This window comes from Kitasatospora sp. NPDC041988 (assembly GCF_055588525.1).
Window position 1 is genome coordinate 35,850 of record NZ_JBVJCO010000061.1, and the last position, 16,836, is coordinate 52,685.

The window sequence follows — 16,836 nt, forward strand, 5'->3', positions numbered from 1 at the left end:
GGTGGGGGGCCCTGGCTGACTCTCGCGTCCCCGTCCGATGCCCCCCCCTGCCCCCCCCCCCCCCCCCCCCGGGGCCGGCCTGCTTGCCCTGCCCGACCTGCTTGCCCTGCCCGGCCTGCCCGGCCTGCCCGGTCAGTCCAGGTCGCCCCGGTCGCCGAGGTCCAGGCGGTCGATCAGCCCGGCGTCGGTGAACGCGGCCACCAATTCGTCACGGCCCTCGGTGAAGTGGGCCCAGCTGTCGTAGTGGACGGGAACCACCCGCCGGGCGCCGAGGATCCTGGCAGCGTCCGCGGCCTGGGCGCTGTCGAGGACGATCAGCGCACCGTCGAACAGGACGGGGAACCGCGGAGCCCCCGCGAAGAGGATGGCGGTGTCGACCGGGCCGAAGCGTTCGGCGATCTCCTCGACCAGGCGGAGCGAGGCGTTGTCGCCGCTGACGTAGACCGTGGGCAGGCCCTCCCCGGTCAGGACGAAACCGACGACCTCGCCGGTGATCGGTTCGACCTCTTCGCGGGCCCCCGGGCCGTGGAGGGCGGGCACGCCCGTCACGGTGATCGTGCCGCCACCGGGGCGGTCGAGGTCGATCGACTCCCAGTCGGCCAACCCCTTGGCCCCGTCCCCCAGACGCTTCCCGCCGCCGGGGGTGGTGAGGGTGAGCGGGACGTCGGCGAGCAGGGCCCGACCGGAGTTGTCGAGGTTGTCGGGGTGCTCGTCGTGGGAGAGCAGGACCACGTCGACGCGGCCGAGGCCGGCCGGTGCGTCGTGGGAGGGCGCCGTCTTGGTCAGCCGGCCGCCCGGCACCCGGTAGTCACCGGGAGCGTCGAAGGTCGGGTCGGTCAAGAACCGCAGGCCGCCGTATTCGAAGAGGGCGGTCGGGCCGCCGAAGACGCGGACGGGGATCTGCTCACTGGTCGTGCTGGTACTGGCCATCCAGGCACCTCACGGATGAGAAACGGTTTATCCGTGAAGGACGGTAGTGGTTTCTCACGGACGAATGCAAGCCGTACCATGAGAGCCATGAGCGAGACCCTGACCGCCGAGTCTGTGCTGCCACCCGCACCAGGGGCGCAGGACTACCTCGCCCTCGACTTCGCCAACAGCGCCGTCGCGCTGCCCGGAGGGCACTTCATCGACCTCCTCGGCACCCCCGACGCCACCAATCAGTGGCTCACCGGACACGGCCTCGCCCCGGCCGATGTCAAGGTGCAGGAGATGTGCACGACGCAGCTGCGCTCGCTGCGCGAACACCTCCGGTCACTGTTCGCCGCCCGCATTGCCGGACTGCCCCCCGTGCCCGCGGCCCTGTCCGCCGTCAACGCCGCGCTCACCAAGGCCCCCACGGCCGCCCTGCTGCACTGGGACGAGACGAACGGCCCCTACCGCGCGACGCCGTGCCCCACCACCGAGATCCTCGACCACGCTCTCGCGACCCTTGCCGCCAACACGGCCGACCTCCTCACCGGCCCCGACGGCGACCGCCTCACCACCTGCGGTTCCACCCCCTGCAACCGCTACCTGCTGCGCCACGGCCGCCGCCACTGGTGCTCCACCCGCTGCGGCGACCGCGCCCGCGCCGCCCGCGCCTACGCCCGACGCGCCCAGCCGAAGGCAGACTGACCGACACCTCGCCCCGGGCCGGCGGCCGACCGGCGCCGAGACCGTGTACGAACCGGACCAGATCGTCCGGCACGGGGATCAGAGCCTCGGGGACGGGACACGGCTGCGGGCGCCGGCCGCACCGCCCTTGCCATCTGACCTTGGCCGTGTGCCAGTTGTAGTTCGACCGGTCGCCGGCTGACTCACTCCTCCAGCGACGACGGCCAGGCATACCCGTAGGCTTCGGCGGACTCCCGATGGCCGGCGCAGACCACCGCGCCGTCCAGCGGGTGCGGGCGACTCAGGGCGGCAACGATACGTTCGGCCTGGAGCTCGGGGCTCTCCCCGGTCACCGCGACCCGATCTTCAACTGGATGAACAGGTCGGCGCTCTCACGCGGAACCATCAGCGAGACAAGGACCTGTCCCGGGTCCGAGTCCCACACGGAGACCCAGAACGGGTCACTGTTCCACGCGGCCGACGGATTCGGCGCGACGGACAACTGCTGCCTCACCAGGTCCGCGACATCCCACGCCGGCAAAGGCCGCTCCGCCAGAGCCACGGCACTCCCCCTCAACCGAACCTTCGCGCCCCGGCCCCGGAGCCCACACGATCCGTCGCCACGGACATGATCATCCCCACCTTGCCGACGCCCCGCCCCGGCCCGGCCCCGCGAACGCCGGACCGGACACCCAGGATCACGAGCCCGCTGCGGGAGCGGAGCCGGGCCACAGCGGGCCGGGCCCTCTCCACGTTTCCGGCCGCCGTCGCCTGGCAGAATGACTCAGGGGAGGCGGTCCGGGTCCGGTCGGCCGGGGAGGAGCAAATGGTGCGAGACATCGCCCTGTACTACCCGTACATTCACTTCCGCGACGAACAGTGGCTCAAGGCCGCGGCGCTGTACTGGCCGCGACTGGCTCGCGTGGTCCCGAACGGGTATCCGGTGGCCGACACGGATACCGCCCGTGTGCTCGACGATGGGCTCGGGTTCCTCGTCCCGGTGTCACCAGACGATGCCGCCCGGGCGGTGGCGCCTGTTTTCCTGGAGATCCTGAGCGCACATCACGATCTCCTGGTGACTGTGCTGGGAGGCCCCGTGACCCGAGCCCGCACCGGTGATGTCACGGACGTTCCCTACAGCGGTGGCCGGCACGGCGCGGACGTCGGGCTGGCGGCCGTGCACTGGGACGAGATGGAGGCCGACCTGCGGGACGCGCTGCTCAGCGCCGGGCTGGCCATCGAGGCCGTCAGGTACCCGCCCGGCGGCGGGCCGCTGCTTCCCTGGGTGGCCATGCATCCACGGCTGGCCTGGACCTACAAGTGCATTCTGAGTGAACAGATCGCCGAGATGGGACAGTTCACCCCCACCACCGACCAGGACGACGCCCACCTCTCGCCGCACAGGTCCGGTGGCGACCTTCTCTCCATGCTGACGGGTGCACCGCAGGACGATACGCATCCCGACCCGACGAGCTCGGTGGGGCTGCTCGCGATCCGTACGGTGCTGCCCCGCGATCTGGATGCTGTTCCGGCCGACCGGATCACAGCCGTACGCCGGCGTCACCAGGCGGAATTCGAGGCCTTCCATTCGGCCGTCGGCGAGGCCGTCGACCTGCTGCGCGACCGACTCGCCGACGTCTCCCTGCCGACCGCGCGGATCGAGTACACCGCGTTGGAGGTCGAGCGCCGCTTCGAGGCACCACTGTTGGAACTGCGCAACGCGCTGAAGAGCGCACGGATCGACACCATGTTCGGCGCGGCCAACCTGAAGTTCGACCTGCCGGCAGGACTGGCAGCCGTCGGCGGCGGCACCCTGGCCGGACAACCGGTGATCGGCACCGCCGTCGGCGCAGCCTTCGGGCTGTCAGCCCTGCGCCGGACAGCCGGCCAGAACCGCACCGACCGCCGCAACGCCTCCCCGGTCGCCAGCTACCTCCTCAGCGTCGAGCAGGCCCTCACCCCCCGATCGCTGCTACGCCGCCTCACCCGACGCGACTGAGGACGATGTCCCGCTTGGTACTGGCTTGCTGGTTGGTTGAGGCAGGAGATCATCGAGCGGTTGGTGCCGGACGAGCTGTGGTTGACGTCCGGGCGGTGGCGCCCGATGCTCCGGTTCGCCGGCAGGGGTGGTATCCCCTCGCTCTGCGGCACATGGGGACGATTCAAGACATCGGGGCGCTCCTGTCGATGTGAGGGCGGCCCGGCGGTAGCGGCCCCGCGGCTGCCGTCCTCCGGGCGGCTTGGCGGCCAGGCGGCTCGGCGGCTCGGCGGCTTGGCGGAAATCGGGTGACCAGGGGCGCCGGACGCGTTACCCTCGACGGTATGAACGTCACAGGCCGAAGCACCACCGCGACCGCGCGAGCGACCAGCTCGCCGGTTGCCGCCGCCTGACGTACTCCCACTTCCCACCGGCGACCGGAAACGGTCTGCCGGTGGTTCCGTGGCGTTCCCGCCCCGGTTCCGATGATCGTGCGGACTGTTGTCCGGTGCCTCCCGCTGTTCACGCGAAGGAGCCACCCCATGAACACCGATCAGATCGTCCGCACGTTCGTCGAGTACTTCGAGGAGCGCGGTCACCGCCGGATCACCGGCTCGACCCTGCTGCCACCGCCCGGCGACCCGGTGCTGTTCACCACCTCGGGCATGCACCCGCTCACCCCGTACCTGGAGGGGCGCCCGCACCCCCTCGGCAGGCGGCTGGTCAATGTGCAGCGTTGCTTGCGCACCACGGACCTGGACGAGGTCGGTGATCGCACCCATCTGACCGTCTTCGAGATGCTCGGTACCTGGTCGCTCGGTGACTACGAGGGCCCGCTGAGCCTCGACTGGGGTTACGGGCTGCTCACCGAGGGGTTCGGCATCGACCCGGGGCTGATGCATGCCACGGTCTTCGGCGGCGATGACCAGACCGGTCCGGACACCGATTCGCTGGAGCTGTGGCAGTCGCACGGGGTGCCGGTGGAGCTCACCGTCGAGGACAACTGGTGGTCCAACGGACCGACCGGGCCGTGCGGCCCCGACTCGGAGATCTTCCTGTGGACCGGCGACACCCCGCCCGAGTCGACGCCGACCGGTGACGACCGCTGGGTAGAGGTGTGGAACCACGTGATGATGCGCCACCAACGGCTCGTCGACGGATCACTCGTGCCGCTCCCCCAGCGCAACGTCGACACGGGGCTCGGCCTGGAACGGCTGGCCTCGCTGCTCCAGGGCCGGACGTCGGTGTTCGAGTGCGACGTCTTCGACCCCTGGCGCCGTGTCGTGCCGGCCCTGTGGCAGCTGGACGAACCGTCGCTGCGGCTGGTCTGTGACCACCTGCGCTCCGCCGTGGTGGTGATCGGCGACGGGGTGCGCCCCGCCAACACCGGCCGCGGCTACGTGCTGCGCCGGCTGGTGCGACGGGTGCTCACCGTGCTGCGGCGGGACGACCCGTCGCGCAGTCTCGGGGACCTGCCGGACGAGCTGGTCCAGCACACCCTGGACCGTTTCCGCCAGGAAGGGGATCCGGATGCCGTACGCCGGGTGCTGCTAGAGGAGGAGCGCCGTTTCGGCCGGCTCCTGGAACGCGGCCGGCAGGTGCTGGCCCGCCCCCGCTTCCGAGGCCCGCTGAGCGAGGACGACCTCCACTACCTCCACGACACCCACGGTCTGCCGCGCGACCTCGTCCTGAACCTGCGGCCGGAGTGACGGACCGGGGCGAGCTGTGCACGCATCCCGATCCGGCAATGTCCATCGGCTCCATCGCCGCGGAGGTCGGCCTGTCGGCCCCGCGGCTGCGTGCCCTGGTCCGGGAAGGCGTGGGCATTCCGCTCGCCCGCCTGCGGCGATGGGGGCGGCTCCGCGCCGCGATCGCCGGCCTCCCGGGAACGACGGCGGCCCTGGCCGCAGCCACCGCAGGATTCGCCGACCAGGCCCATCTCACCCGTACCGCGCGGGACTTTATCGGCCGTACGCCCGCCTCCCTGCGGCGGGCCGAGGCCTGTGCGGCGGGTCGGAGAGCAGAGTCACCGGCGCGGTGATGAGCGGCTGGGGCAGGTCCGGCAATCAGGATCAGCCCCGTTTCCTCGTCGAGTCCACGTATCGTCCCACCCGGCGCGGGCGAGGCTTTTGTGCAGGTCTAGACTCATATGATGTGACGATCACTCATATACCCGACCTGATCCGCTATGTACGGGAGAACTCCCCCTTCTACCGCGACCTCTACGCCGGCCTCCCGGACGACCTGACCAGCCCCTCCGACCCCACCGGCCTCACCGCGTTGCCGCTGACCGACCACACCGCCTACTGGGCGGCCCACGGCATCAGCCGCAGCCGGGTGCTCACCGGACCGCACGAAGACGGGATCGTCTTCAAGACCGGCGGCACCACCGGGGCTCCGCGGGTGTCCATGTACACCCGCGCGGAGTGGCGCCGCATGAGCCGGACCTTCGGCGGCGGCCTGCCGGCCGCCGGGCTGCGCGCCGGGGACCGGGTCGCCAACCTCTTCTACGCCGGGGAGCTCTACTCCAGCTTCGTCTTCACCCTCAACTGCCTGCAGGAAGCGCCCGTCCCCACGGTCCAGCTGCCGATCGGCGGTGCCGCGCCGCTGGACGCCACCATCGAGGCCCTGCGCGACTTCTCCGCAACCGTGATCGCCGCGCCGCCCACCTCGCTGTGCCGGCTGGCCCGCGAGGTCCTCGACACCGTCGGGACCCTGCCGGACGTCCGCATCGCGCTCTTCGCCGGCGAGGCCTGCTACCCGGACCAGGTGGAGCTGCTCACCACCGCCTTCCCCAACGTGGCCGTCCGGTCGATCGGTTACGCCAGCGTGGACGCGGGCGTCCTGGCCGGTCCGGTGGCCGGTGAGCCGGACAGCCGGGTGCACGAGGTCTTCACCGCGGACAAGGTGGTGGAGCTGCTCGATCCGGAGACCGGCGAGCCGATCGAGGAGGAGGGCCGCCCCGGCCGGGTGGTCGCCACCGATCTGGCCCGCCGTCTGATGCCGGTGATCCGCTACCCGGTCGGCGACCTCGCCGAGTGGGTCGACTTCCCGCGGCGCCGCCTGCGGCTGCTGGGACGCTCGGAGGAGGGCGCCCGGGTCGGGGTGGTCACCGTCTACCTGGAGGACCTGCGCGCCCTGCTGGCCGCGACCGGCGGGAACGGCCCGGTCGTCGGCCATCAGGTGGTCCTGCGGCACCGGGCCGAACGGGACGAGCTGGTACTGCGGCTCGCCGCCCCGGGCGGAGGGAATCCGGGCCTGGAACGGGAGTTGACCACCCGCCTCGGTGCGACCCGGCCGATGTTCGCCGACCATGTCCGCAAGGGTCTGATCCACCCGCTGGCCTTCGAATGGGTCGCCCCGGACGGCCTCGCGGTCAACTCCCGGACCGGCAAGCTGATCCGTCTCCTCGACGAGCGGATGGGGTAGCTCCCGCAGCACCCGTGGCGCGGTGCTGCGGGAGCCACGACCTGGCAGCGGTCGTCGGCCCTAGCGGTTCCGGACCCGGCGGTCGACGACGGCAAGGAGCTTGCCGCTGGCGGCCGTCCGCTCGAAGTCCTCGGCGGGGACGTGCTCCACGGACAGCTTCACCAGGCCGTCGCGCACGACGGCGGCGGCCAGGTCCGGGTACGCGTCCAGGAACTCCCGCACCGCGTCCGGGCGTTCGGCGGCATCCGGGCGTTCGGCCGCGTCCGGGTGCCGGCCGTCCGCCTCCAGACGGACGGTCAGCGTCTCCCGGGCGCTGTGCTCGTCCTCGTCGAGGAGCAGCTGGAGGGCTCCGTGGTGGTCCAGCCGCTCCTCGGCCGCCAGCACGAAGCGGCGGTAGTTGAGGAAGTGACTGCCGCTGCGGAAGATGTCGCCGAAGCGGCCGAGGAGTTCGAACCGCGGGGTGCGCCGCCCGCAGGGGCAGGCGCCGTCCACCCAGCGGCCGAGGTCGCCGATCTCGTAGCGGTCCAGGCGCTGGCCGCGCCGGCTGTGCGCGGTGAAGACCAGCCTCCCGGCCTGGCCCGGACCGGCCGGGCGATCCTCCCCCAGGTCGAGGATCTCCAGTGTCTGGAGTCCGCTGAACAGGTGGTGCACCCGGTCCCCGGCATCCGGGCACTGGTAGCCCAGCGGGCCCGCGTCGACACTGCCGTACGCCGCCGAGCGGATCAGCTCGACGCCGAACTCCTCGCGCAGCCAGGTGCGCTGGCGCTCGGGGAAGTGCTCTCCGCCGTAAAAGAGCTTGCGCACCCCGCGATACCCGCGGAGCACGTCCGCGCCCTCGGCGAAGACCCGCAGCAGGTAGTTCGGCATGCCGAAGAGGGTGTCCACCCGGTGCTCGACGATCGAGCGGGCGACGGCCGCGTGGTCGTCCTGGGCGGCCATCGGGAACTGCACCGCGCGCAGGTTCTCCAGGACCGAGTAGAAGCTCAGGAAGCCGCCGTAGAGCAGGCCGCCGAAGAAGAGGTTCATCGCCCGGTCGGTGCGCGGGTCGAAGCCCGCGGCCAGCACGCCCTCGGCCCCGTGCCGCATGTGCTCGTGGTAGTCGTCCCAGCTGAAGGCGGACAGCTTGGGCGCGCCGGAGCTGCCCCCGCTGCGGAAGAACACCTCGGCCCGGCCGAGGTCGCCCTGCAGCTGCTCGAACTCGGTCTTCGCGGTCACCGGCACCGGCGGGGGCGGCAGCTCGCGGGCGCCGACCAGGTCGTCCAGGCAGGCGTCGGCGGCGAAGCGGGCGTCCAGCTGGACGTCCACCCGGCGGCTGTAGCGCTGCAGCGCATACACGCCGTCGTGCGGCTCGCCGTCGTAGCTGTCCAGCATCCGCCCGGGGACGGTGACCCGCTGGACCCCGGCGGCCAGGACCGCGCCGGCCAGCTCGGCGGTGTCGCGGCGGGAGGCGCCGATGCCGGCGGTCTGCAGGTAGCGGCGCATCGGGCGCAGCACCTCGCCGATCCGCTTGCGCGGCAGTGGCTTGACCCAGACGGTCCGGTGCAGCGGGGAGGCGCGCAGGGCACCGCGGGTGTCGGCCAGGACGTGCCAGCGGGCGGCGGGGTCGGCGTGCACCTTGGTCAGGCCCAGGTGTTCCTCGAGCCGGGCCACCAGCACGGTGTTGGTGATCTCGGCGCTCTCCAGCAGCTCGGGCTCGGCCGCACTCGGCGGCTGGGCGGCGAGGACGGCGGCGAAGCGCTCGGCGAAGGCGAAGAGCCGGTCGTGGTCCTCGGTGTCCAGGTAGATCACCTGGGGGCTGGCGCAGGCCTGCTGCTCCAGGCGGCAGATGTCCTGTGCGATGCCCGCGAGCGTCTCGGGGGCGGACCAGGCGTCGGCGGTGAGGTAGGCGAAGGAGAGCTTGGGGCCCCAGTCGACCAGCCGGCAGCCGGGCGGGGTGAGGGCGGCGATGGCGTTCACCGCCTCCTCCCCACCCCAGGCGGCGACCGCGTCGGCGGCGCCGCAGAGGCGGGCCAGCCAGTCGGTGCGGGAGGAGGGGAAGCCCAGCACCACGGTCCGCGCGGCGATGGCGCCGGTCGGGTCGAGCGCGGCCAACTCGGCGAGCAGGGCGTGGGTGAAGCGGCTCCCGCCACTGGTCTTGACGATGTTGAGGTTGCCTGCGAGCAGGCCCTCGACCACGCTGAGCGCCCCGGCGGCGGGGGCGTTGCCCGGGGCGATGTGCACCAGCAGGCCGACCGGCAGCCAGCCCTCGAAGATCTCCCGGCGGAAGTCGAAGCGGGCCAGCCGTCCGGGGTCGATCCCGCCGAGCTCGCGGGTGACCTTGGTCTCCAGGGCCTCGCGGCCGAGCGCCTCGGCGAGGTCGTGCAGGGTGCGCTCGCGCTCCGCGGCGCCGACGCCCGACTCGTCGAGCAGCCGGGCGAGCCGGCGGTGCTGCTCGCTCGCGGGGTCGGCCAGCACAGCGGCGAGGCGGTCGCAGGCGGCGAGCACGGTCAGCGGGCTGAGCGGGACGGCGAGGGCCTCGGTGGTGCAGGTGTCGAGCCCTTCGAGGCGTCGCTGCGCTTCGGTGTCGTCGACCCAGCTGCCCTGCCAGTAGTGCCGGTCGGTGGTCGCGGCGGGAGTCGTGGGGCTGGTCATGAGGCCTTCTCGGTCTTGAGGAGTTCGGCGGCGGCGATGGCGCAGCTGCGGTTGCGGCTGAGACCGGCCCGGCCGTGCACGGTGAACCAGGGGGTGGGCAGTTCGCAGCCGCACTCCTCGGGCGCGTGCTGGGTGACGAGGTCGCCCATGAGGACGGACTGGGCGGGCACCGAGGTGATGTACGGCGAGATGAACTGCGCGTAGCCCGGCTCGCCGTACGGCAGCGGTGTCAGGTCGCGCACCGAGCGGACCAGCATCCGGGCCCAGACCGGCACGTGCAGGCGGTGGTTGGGGCATTCCATGTGCAGGACGGAGTGTTCGGCGGCGCCGTAGCCGTCGCGGATCCGCTCGTCCGGGATGCCCAGCTGGTCGTGGATGCGCCGGTACAGCTCCGGCTTGGCGACCTGCTGGTCCGCGTGGCCCTTCCAGCCGCCGCCGAAGACGACCAGCGAGCGCGGGGAGAGCTCCAGCGGGCCGATGCCCAGGTCGCGCATCCGGTCCAGGGTGAAGGAGAGGAAGGCGGGGAAGCCGAGGATCCGCACCGGGGCGCCCTCCTCGGCATAGCGGATCAGGGTACGGACGCAGCCGAAGGGGTCGAACTCGTGGGTGCTGCCGGTGTGCTTGAGGGCGTACTCGACCGAGCGGACCGGGGCGAAGTGGCACAGGTACTCGTCGGTGAACGAGGTGCCGAGGTTGAGGCCGGGCCGGGGCTGGTAGTTGGAGAGCAGGTAGTTGACCGGTTCCCCTTCGTCGATCCAGCCGTAGTGGTCGAACACCCGGGCCACCATGCGCTGGCCGTTGCGCAGGGTGAACTCGTCGAAGAACATCTGCGACCTCTGGCCGGTGGTGCCGGAGGAGGTGAGGTGCAGCAGGACGTCCTCGCGGGGCAGCGAGAGGATCTCGTGGGCCTTGAAGAAGTTGGCGTGGACGAAGGGGAGCCGGTCGAGTTCCTCGATGCTCTCGATCGGGCGTCCGGCTCCCGGGCCGGCCTTGAGCAGCCGGTCGAAGAACGGGGACCTGGCCGCGTGCCAGGCGTTGGACTCGTTCATGGCCGCGGTGAAGAGGCGGTCCGTGGCGGGGCCGGCCTGGTACGGCTCGGCGATGTCGCAGAGCTGCTGTACGTGGGCCAGCGCATCGGCGTCGGGTACCGCGACCGGGCGCAGGTACTGGTTCATCGGAATATCCCGTTGGTGTTGAGGTTCTGGTGCTTCCACAGTTCGATGTACTGCTCGGCGAACGGCTGGAAGGCGGCATCGATGGACAGGCCGCGGAAGTCGAGCGGCTGCAGGGTGCGGGCCATCACCACGTAGTCGCGGAAGCCCTTGTCCTCGCGGCGCATCGCCGGGTAGGCGGCCACCGGCAGGAAGCCGTGTGCGAGCAGCAGCCGCAGGTTCTCGTAACTGTCCAGCGGTACCAGGGTTTCGAGGTAGCTGGCGCCGTGGGCGGCGAGCTTCTGGGTGATGGTGTCCAGGTCGTCGCCGACCGCGGAGAGTCCGGGTTCGGCGCCGATCAGCGTGCAGTACCCGTCGGACGGACTGAGCTGCGCGTACAGCTCGTAGCCGCCGTCGGCGGGGGTGAGCAGGACGTTGGGGGTGTGGAAGGGGTAGAAGCACTGCCCGGGGTCGGGCAGGTGCCGGGCGAAGTGGCGGGCCACGAACTGCGGCGCGTCGACGAGTTCGAGCCCCGGGCCGGGGCCCGTCGCCGGAACGGGCAGCGGCTCGTCGGCGAGCTCCGGCCTCGGATGCGGGCCCGGGACGGCGTCCAGGGCCCGCATCAGACCGCCCAGGGCCTGCGGGACGCGCGCCACCGGCAGGCGCTGTTCGAGCACGCCCTCGCGGTGGCGCGCTAGCAGCACCATGGTCTCGTGCCGGGCGGCCTTGCGCAGGTTCGGCAGGACGCCGAGCGCGCGGAACCCGGCCTGCAGGCAGATTCTTTGCGGCGCGGTGGAGTTGGTACGGGCGGTCGAGTAGAGCGAGTCGGCCGGCTGATCGCCGCCGAGCAGTGCCTCGCTGAGCTGCTGCACGGCCAGGTGGCCCGCGCCGAGGCCGCGGGCGTCCGGGTGGATCACCAGGCCCTGGAGCTTGCCGAGCCGGGCGGCAGGGTCGAGGGTGCCGACGATCGAACCGACGAGCCGGCCGCGGCCGGGCTCGCGGGCGACCAGCCAGGTGGTCTGCGGCGAGCTGATCTCGCTCGCCATCACCTCGGGATCGGTCCCGAGCGGCAGTGCGTACGCACGCCCGTAGACCTCTCGGTACAGCATGAGCAGCGCGTCGACGTCATCGGGACGCGCCGGGGAATAGTTGAGCACCGGATTGCCTCCCCCCACGAAGGCGGTACGTCCACGGATCTGCGTGGACGCGACATGGAAGAACGAATTCACGCCCGACGGCGAGTGCCCGGATTCGGGCAACCCGCCACACGGCGGACCGGATGGGTCGCGAAAAGCCGCGTTGGGCACGAACGAAGGAGTGCGGTCACTGTAGGTTGACCGACCATCACACTAACCCGCCTCCAGCATCACGACGGCCCCTTCAGTGGCGGTCGATGCCGTCTCAGCAGGTGGGACAGGGGGTTCACCCATGGCGGTGCGACAAGGATCACAGCCACTCAGAAGCAGCAGTGATGGTTCGTCAAAACTCTTCTGATGGATCGTCAAATATGTACGAAATTCAACGAATGAATTGATCCACCTGCCTGCGGCCAGTGATTTCCAGACCGCGCGTGGGAGAGCCGGGGTGCTCTGGGGTCGAAGTGGTCGTTGAGCCCGTTGTGGGCGGCGCCGAGGGCGGATATCCGTCGGACCTGGCCGACACCCCCGGCCTCGGAGCGCATTGTCAGCCCGGTGTGGTCCGTGCAGGCCCGGCCCGGAGGACGGCATGTCAGGCGGTCAGCGCCGCCAGCTCCGCGTTGGCGCGCTCCGTGACCAGGGCGAGGACGCGGCCGGCGGCGGCCAGGTCCTCGGCGGGTATCCCGCCCCAGACGCGGGCGGTGATGGGGGCCGTCTCCGCGCCGAGGACGGCGATCAGCTCGCGCCCCGCATCCGTGGGGCGAAGGTGCGCGCCGTCCGCGACGAGCAGCTGCCGGGCCAGCAGTTCGTCGAGAGTGGCACGCACGTCGGCCGGATCGGCCTTGAGGGAGCCCTGGACCTGGGTGACGAGTTCGTCCGGCGTCTGCGGGGCGTCGGCGGTGACGGCGGCGCGCAGGGCGATCTGCTGCTGGAACGTGACGCCGTGCCGGGCCAGGACGCGCTCCAGGACGCCACGGGCGGCGTAGTGGGCCAGGCCGAGGGCGCGGGCGTTCGCGACGGGCGCGGTGGTGGTGGGTGCGGTGGTGGTCATGGTGTTGTCCCCTGAGTGCTCTCGTCGTTCGGTTGGGATGGAGCGAGAGGTGCGTCGAGCAGGGTCGTGAGCTCCTCGGTGAAGGCGCGCGTCCGTGGGGCGTCGAGGCCGCCGAGCGGCTCCAGCAGCTGCTGATGAAGGTCCTGGACCACCGCGATGGCCTGCCGCGTGACGGCCTGGCCCTGCTCGGTGAGGGCGAGCTGTACGGCGCGCGGGTCGCGGGGATCGCGGGTGCGCTCGATCAGGCCGGCCGACTCCAGGGCGCGCGCCAGCTTCGAGACGTACAGCGCCTCCAGGCCGGCGTGGTCGGCGAGTCGGCGCTGACTGGGCCGCTCGCCGGCGCGCTGCATACCGTGCAGCGACGCGACCAGTGAGTACTGCGCGTGGGTGAGGCCCAGCGGGGCCACCGCGCGATCGACCGCGACGCGCCACTTGTTGGCGAGCCGCCATACCAGGAAGCCGGGCGTGGGGCCCGTTGAACCCTTGCTCATGGCAATAGAGTACGTGGCTACTATGTCCATGGCTACTATTTGCCGGCAGGTTCACCGCATCCCCCACACACCCGGACCGCCCAGGCCGCGACAGCCGCGCGGGCGGCGGGAGTTCGGCCCGCAGCGGGACTTCCGGCGGCCGGTGCCTCGGCTAATCTGCACGGGTGACCACCGACCTGATCCTGCTGCCGCGTGTCGCCTACCGCGGACAGGAGGTCACCGCGCCCCGGCTCCGCGCCCTCCTCGCACTGCTCGCGGGCGACTTGCGCACGGGCTGCAGCACCGAGCGGCTGGTGGCAGGGCTGTGGCCGGACGACTTGCCGGAGCGGCCGGGCAAGGCGCTGCAGGTCCTCGTCTCCAGGGCCCGGACGCAGCTGGGCGCCGGCCTCCTCGCGAGCACGCCGACCGGCTACCGGCTCACCCTCGCCGAGGATCAGGTCGACAGCTCCGCCCTGCTGCTGCACGCCGCCGCGGGCGCGGACCGGGCCAGGGCCGGGGACCACGCGGGGTCGCTGGCCGCGGCCGAGGCCGGGCTCGCGCTGTGGGAGGGCACCCCTGACGGAGCCGGCGGCACCGACGACCCCGTAGCCGCGTTGCGCACCGAACGCGCCCCCGTCCGCGGCACGCTGGTACGGGCGCGGGCGCTCGCGCTCGCCCGGCTGGGGCGGCACGCGGAGGCCGTCGGGCCGCTGGCCGTGGCCGCCTCGGAGCATCCGCGTGACGAGGAGGTCCTCGCGGAGCTGCTGCGCGGCGAGGCGGCGACGGCGGGCCCGTCCGCCGCGCTGATGCGGTACGAGGCGTACCGCCGTGAGCTGCGCGACGAGCTCGGTACGGATCCGGGTGCCGGGCTCAAGGCCGTCCAGCGGGAGCTCCTGGCCGGCGAGCCGCCCGTGGTCAGGCACGGCGTGCCGCACGAGCCGAACCAGTTGCTCGGACGGGACGAGGACATCGCGGCGGTGGAGCGGCTGTTGCGCGCCTCCCGCGCCGTCACGGTCGTCGGTCCCGGCGGCCTCGGCAAGACCCGGCTCGCGCACGCCGTCAGCCGCCGGGCCGAGCAGCGCGTGGTGTACTTCGTGCCGCTCGCCGGCGTCACCACGGACGAGGACGTGGCCGCGGAGGTGGCCTCCGCACTCGGCGCGGGTGAGGGGCGGCCCGGCGCCGTGAGCGGCCACGCCTCGACCGACCCGGTGTCCGGCATCCTCGGTGTGCTCGGCACCGGGCCCGCGCTGCTGGTGCTGGACAACTGCGAGCAGATCGTCCGGGGCGCCGCCGACCTCGTGCGGGCCCTGGTCGCGTCCTCGAAGGACCTGCGGGTGCTCGCCACCAGCCGGGCCCCCCTCGGCCTGACGTCGGAGGCGGTGTACGCGCTGCCGGAGCTCGGTCCCGACACCTCCATCGAGCTGTTCACACAGCGGGCCCGGGCCGCCCGGCCCGGCGTGCAGCTGCCGCCGGACGCCGTGGCCGAGCTCTGCCGCCACCTCGACGGGCTGCCGCTCGCCGTGGAGCTGGCCGCGGCGCGGGTGCGGGTGCTTTCGGTGCCGGAGATCGCCCGCCGCCTCGGCGACCGCTTCGCGCTGCTGCGCGGCGGGGTGCGGGACGTGCCGGAGCGCCACCGCACGCTGTACGCGGTCGTGGAGTGGAGCTGGAACCTGCTCGCCGAGGATGCCAAGGCCGCGCTGCGCACGCTCTCCGTCTTCCCCGGCGGCTTCTCGGGCGAAGCGGCGGAGCAGGTGCTCGGCGAGGACGCGCTGTTCCTCCTGGAGCAGTTGGCCGATCAGTCGCTGCTCACCGTCGCCGACACCCCGGCCGGCGTGCGGTTCCGGATGCTGGAGACCGTACGGGAGTTCAGCGCGGCCCGGCGCGCGGAGGCGGGCGAGGAGGACGCGGCCGTCGGCCGGTTCCTCACCTGGGCGCGGGAGTTCGGGGTCGCGCACCACGACGTCCTCTTCGGCCCTGACCCGCAGACGGGTTGGGAACGGATCAGGGCCGAGCAGGACAACCTCGTGCTGGCCCTGCGGCACGCCCTGGCCCGGGCGGACGACCCCGCCATCGCCGCCCTCACCGCCGTCCTCGCCGGTCTCTGGTCCATCGCCTCCAACCTTTCCCGGCTCGTCGCCCTCGCCGCAGACACCGGCCCCCCGCTGTCGCACTACTACCCCGGACCCGAGGATGTCGAAGTCGCCCGCGCCGCCGCGGTGGTGTGCACCGCGGGCCTGCTCATGGGCTACGGCCCGCACGCCGTACGCCAGCTCGTCACCCTCCGGCGGCTGCCCCCGGCCCCGCCGGACACGGTGCTGGGCGCCACCGCGGTGGTGCTGAGCGCCGTCCCCGAGATGCGGCCTCCCGACTACGACGTGCTGCACAGACTCTGCGGCAGCGACAGCGACAGCGGTATTGCCGGCCGGCAGCCGCTGGTCGTCGGCCTCGCCGAGTGCGTCGCCACGTACGTCTGGGAGTACGAGCAGGACATCGACCGCGCGCTCGCCTCGGCTCGCCGGATGGTCGCCGCACTGGCCCCGGTCGACAACCCGTCCGTACAGCTCATGCGTCACTCCCGGCTGGGCGAACTGTGCCTGCGGACGGGGCAGGGCGAGACGGCGTACGAGCACCTCAAGGCGGCGTACGAGGCGCTGCCGCGGATCGGCGACGGGCACGACTACATCGGCATGCGCTCGACCCTCGTCCTCGCCTGCCTGCAGCGCGGGGACCCGGACGAGGCCGAGTACTGGCTGCGGCTCGCGGAGAGTGACAACACCCCGCAGCAGGACGCCTTCTACAGCACCGACCTCGGCGGGCGCGCCGAGATCGCGCTCGCCCGCGGACTGACGGAGATCGGGCTGGGCCTGTGGCGCAGCGCCGTGGAGCACATCCTCGCGGCCGGCTCGACCCACATCGACGACCCCTGGCTCGACCCGTGGGCGCTGCAGATCCAGTCGGCGGCGGTGACGGCGCACGCGCACGCCGGCCGGGTCGAGCTCGTCGCGGGGCCGGTCGACCGGCTGCGGCAACGGCTGCGGACGCTGCTCTCCGGCCCGGCCGGCTCGCCCATGGAACTCCCTGTGTTCGGGACTGTGCTGCACGCCCTTGGCATGGCGGGGCTCGCGTCGGGCGACGCCTCCGCCGTACGGATGATCGCGCTGGCCGAACGGCTGCGGGTGATGCGCGACTTCCAGCCGACGATGTCGGCGGAGCGGGCCCGGCAGGCGGCGATGGACGCCGACGGGGCGGCGTACGCCCAGGCGGTGTCGGGGTACGCCGCCCTGGGGCGGGAGGGGTTTCGGGGGGCGGCCCGCGTGGTCATGGCGGTTACTTCGGGTCGCGGTTGAAGCTGGAGGTGGACCAGCGGTAGCCGAGCACGGTCAGGGCCAGGCAC

14 protein-coding genes are annotated in these 16,836 nt (G+C 72.4%); 6 read left to right on the top strand and 8 right to left on the bottom strand.

Annotation, left to right across the window (positions count from 1 at the left end; all coding sequences use genetic code 11):
- Positions 1–132: 132 nt before the first annotated feature.
- A complete protein-coding gene (locus ACZ6NC_RS37770; RefSeq protein WP_465738410.1) occupies positions 133–930 on the bottom strand; it encodes an MBL fold metallo-hydrolase in 798 nt (265 codons plus the stop codon).
- An 87-nt stretch (positions 931–1,017) separates the two neighbouring features.
- Here ACZ6NC_RS37770 and ACZ6NC_RS37775 point away from each other — a divergent pair, with 87 nt between their 5' ends.
- Positions 1,018–1,617, top strand: coding sequence for a CGNR zinc finger domain-containing protein (locus ACZ6NC_RS37775; protein WP_465738411.1), 600 nt, complete (start codon positions 1,018–1,020; stop codon positions 1,615–1,617).
- A 182-nt stretch (positions 1,618–1,799) separates the two neighbouring features.
- Here the strand turns inward: ACZ6NC_RS37775 and ACZ6NC_RS37780 are convergent, their stop codons facing one another.
- Together ACZ6NC_RS37780 and ACZ6NC_RS37785 are read right to left on the bottom strand one after the other, a co-directional pair.
- The gene (locus ACZ6NC_RS37780) at positions 1,800–1,949 is read right to left on the bottom strand and encodes a hypothetical protein (protein WP_465738413.1); all 150 of its coding nucleotides are present in this window, start codon (positions 1,947–1,949) and stop codon (positions 1,800–1,802) included.
- Complete coding sequence (locus ACZ6NC_RS37785; protein WP_465738414.1) at positions 1,946–2,158, bottom strand: hypothetical protein; 213 nt, start codon at positions 2,156–2,158, stop codon at positions 1,946–1,948. The genes ACZ6NC_RS37780 and ACZ6NC_RS37785 overlap by 4 nt, the downstream gene beginning before the upstream one ends.
- A 264-nt stretch (positions 2,159–2,422) precedes the next feature.
- On the opposite strand from ACZ6NC_RS37785, the gene ACZ6NC_RS37790 reads away from it, so the two are divergent.
- The 4 genes from ACZ6NC_RS37790 (at position 2,423) to ACZ6NC_RS37805 (ending at position 7,003) form a co-directional block, all read left to right on the top strand.
- Positions 2,423–3,595, top strand: coding sequence for a DUF6236 family protein (locus ACZ6NC_RS37790; protein WP_465738415.1), 1,173 nt, complete (start codon positions 2,423–2,425; stop codon positions 3,593–3,595).
- Between the two features lie 521 nt (positions 3,596–4,116).
- A complete protein-coding gene (locus ACZ6NC_RS37795) occupies positions 4,117–5,283 on the top strand; it encodes an alanine--tRNA ligase-related protein (RefSeq protein WP_465738416.1) in 1,167 nt (388 codons plus the stop codon).
- 38 nt (positions 5,284–5,321) lie between these two features.
- Positions 5,322–5,615 carry a helix-turn-helix domain-containing protein gene (locus tag ACZ6NC_RS37800; protein ID WP_465738417.1) on the top strand — a complete coding sequence of 98 codons (294 nt, stop codon included), beginning with the start codon at positions 5,322–5,324 and terminating at the stop codon, positions 5,613–5,615.
- 113 nt (positions 5,616–5,728) lie between these two features.
- Positions 5,729–7,003, top strand: coding sequence for a phenylacetate--CoA ligase family protein (locus tag ACZ6NC_RS37805; RefSeq protein ID WP_465738418.1), 1,275 nt, complete (start codon positions 5,729–5,731; stop codon positions 7,001–7,003).
- 60 nt (positions 7,004–7,063) lie between these two features.
- Here ACZ6NC_RS37805 and ACZ6NC_RS37810 read toward each other — a convergent pair whose 3' ends face one another.
- From ACZ6NC_RS37810 to ACZ6NC_RS37830, 5 genes are all read right to left on the bottom strand, one after another.
- Positions 7,064–9,634, bottom strand: coding sequence for an acyl-CoA reductase (locus tag ACZ6NC_RS37810; RefSeq protein WP_465738419.1), 2,571 nt, complete (start codon positions 9,632–9,634; stop codon positions 7,064–7,066).
- The gene (locus ACZ6NC_RS37815) at positions 9,631–10,809 is read right to left on the bottom strand and encodes a LuxE/PaaK family acyltransferase (RefSeq protein ID WP_465738420.1); all 1,179 of its coding nucleotides are present in this window, start codon (positions 10,807–10,809) and stop codon (positions 9,631–9,633) included. Before ACZ6NC_RS37815 ends, ACZ6NC_RS37810 begins: the two co-directional genes overlap by 4 nt.
- The gene (locus ACZ6NC_RS37820; RefSeq protein WP_465738421.1) at positions 10,806–11,942 is read right to left on the bottom strand and encodes a GNAT family N-acetyltransferase; all 1,137 of its coding nucleotides are present in this window, start codon (positions 11,940–11,942) and stop codon (positions 10,806–10,808) included. The genes ACZ6NC_RS37815 and ACZ6NC_RS37820 overlap by 4 nt, the downstream gene beginning before the upstream one ends.
- A gap of 571 nt (positions 11,943–12,513) precedes the next feature.
- The gene (locus ACZ6NC_RS37825; protein WP_465738422.1) at positions 12,514–12,972 is read right to left on the bottom strand and encodes a MarR family transcriptional regulator; all 459 of its coding nucleotides are present in this window, start codon (positions 12,970–12,972) and stop codon (positions 12,514–12,516) included.
- A complete protein-coding gene (locus ACZ6NC_RS37830; RefSeq protein ID WP_465738423.1) occupies positions 12,969–13,463 on the bottom strand; it encodes a MarR family winged helix-turn-helix transcriptional regulator in 495 nt (164 codons plus the stop codon). The genes ACZ6NC_RS37825 and ACZ6NC_RS37830 overlap by 4 nt, the downstream gene beginning before the upstream one ends.
- 164 nt (positions 13,464–13,627) lie before the next feature.
- Between ACZ6NC_RS37830 and ACZ6NC_RS37835 the strand changes: the two genes are divergently transcribed.
- A complete protein-coding gene (locus ACZ6NC_RS37835; protein ID WP_465738424.1) occupies positions 13,628–16,789 on the top strand; it encodes an ATP-binding protein in 3,162 nt (1,053 codons plus the stop codon).
- The last annotated feature ends 47 nt before the right edge of the window (positions 16,790–16,836 follow it).

What these genes read in the sequence shown, in the direction of transcription:
- ACZ6NC_RS37790 (WP_465738415.1), top strand. Translation starts at nt 2,423, where the DNA reads ATGGTGCGAGACATCGCCCTGTACTACCCGTACATTCACTTCCGCGAC.
- ACZ6NC_RS37825 (WP_465738422.1), bottom strand. Translation starts at nt 12,972, where the DNA reads ATGACCACCACCGCACCCACCACCACCGCGCCCGTCGCGAACGCCCGC.
- ACZ6NC_RS37810 (WP_465738419.1), bottom strand. Translation starts at nt 9,634, where the DNA reads ATGACCAGCCCCACGACTCCCGCCGCGACCACCGACCGGCACTACTGG.
- ACZ6NC_RS37795 (WP_465738416.1), top strand. Translation starts at nt 4,117, where the DNA reads ATGAACACCGATCAGATCGTCCGCACGTTCGTCGAGTACTTCGAGGAG.
- ACZ6NC_RS37830 (WP_465738423.1), bottom strand. Translation starts at nt 13,463, where the DNA reads ATGAGCAAGGGTTCAACGGGCCCCACGCCCGGCTTCCTGGTATGGCGG.
- ACZ6NC_RS37770 (WP_465738410.1), bottom strand. Translation starts at nt 930, where the DNA reads ATGGCCAGTACCAGCACGACCAGTGAGCAGATCCCCGTCCGCGTCTTC.
- ACZ6NC_RS37775 (WP_465738411.1), top strand. Translation starts at nt 1,018, where the DNA reads ATGAGCGAGACCCTGACCGCCGAGTCTGTGCTGCCACCCGCACCAGGG.
- ACZ6NC_RS37800 (WP_465738417.1), top strand. Translation starts at nt 5,322, where the DNA reads ATGTCCATCGGCTCCATCGCCGCGGAGGTCGGCCTGTCGGCCCCGCGG.
- ACZ6NC_RS37815 (WP_465738420.1), bottom strand. Translation starts at nt 10,809, where the DNA reads ATGAACCAGTACCTGCGCCCGGTCGCGGTACCCGACGCCGATGCGCTG.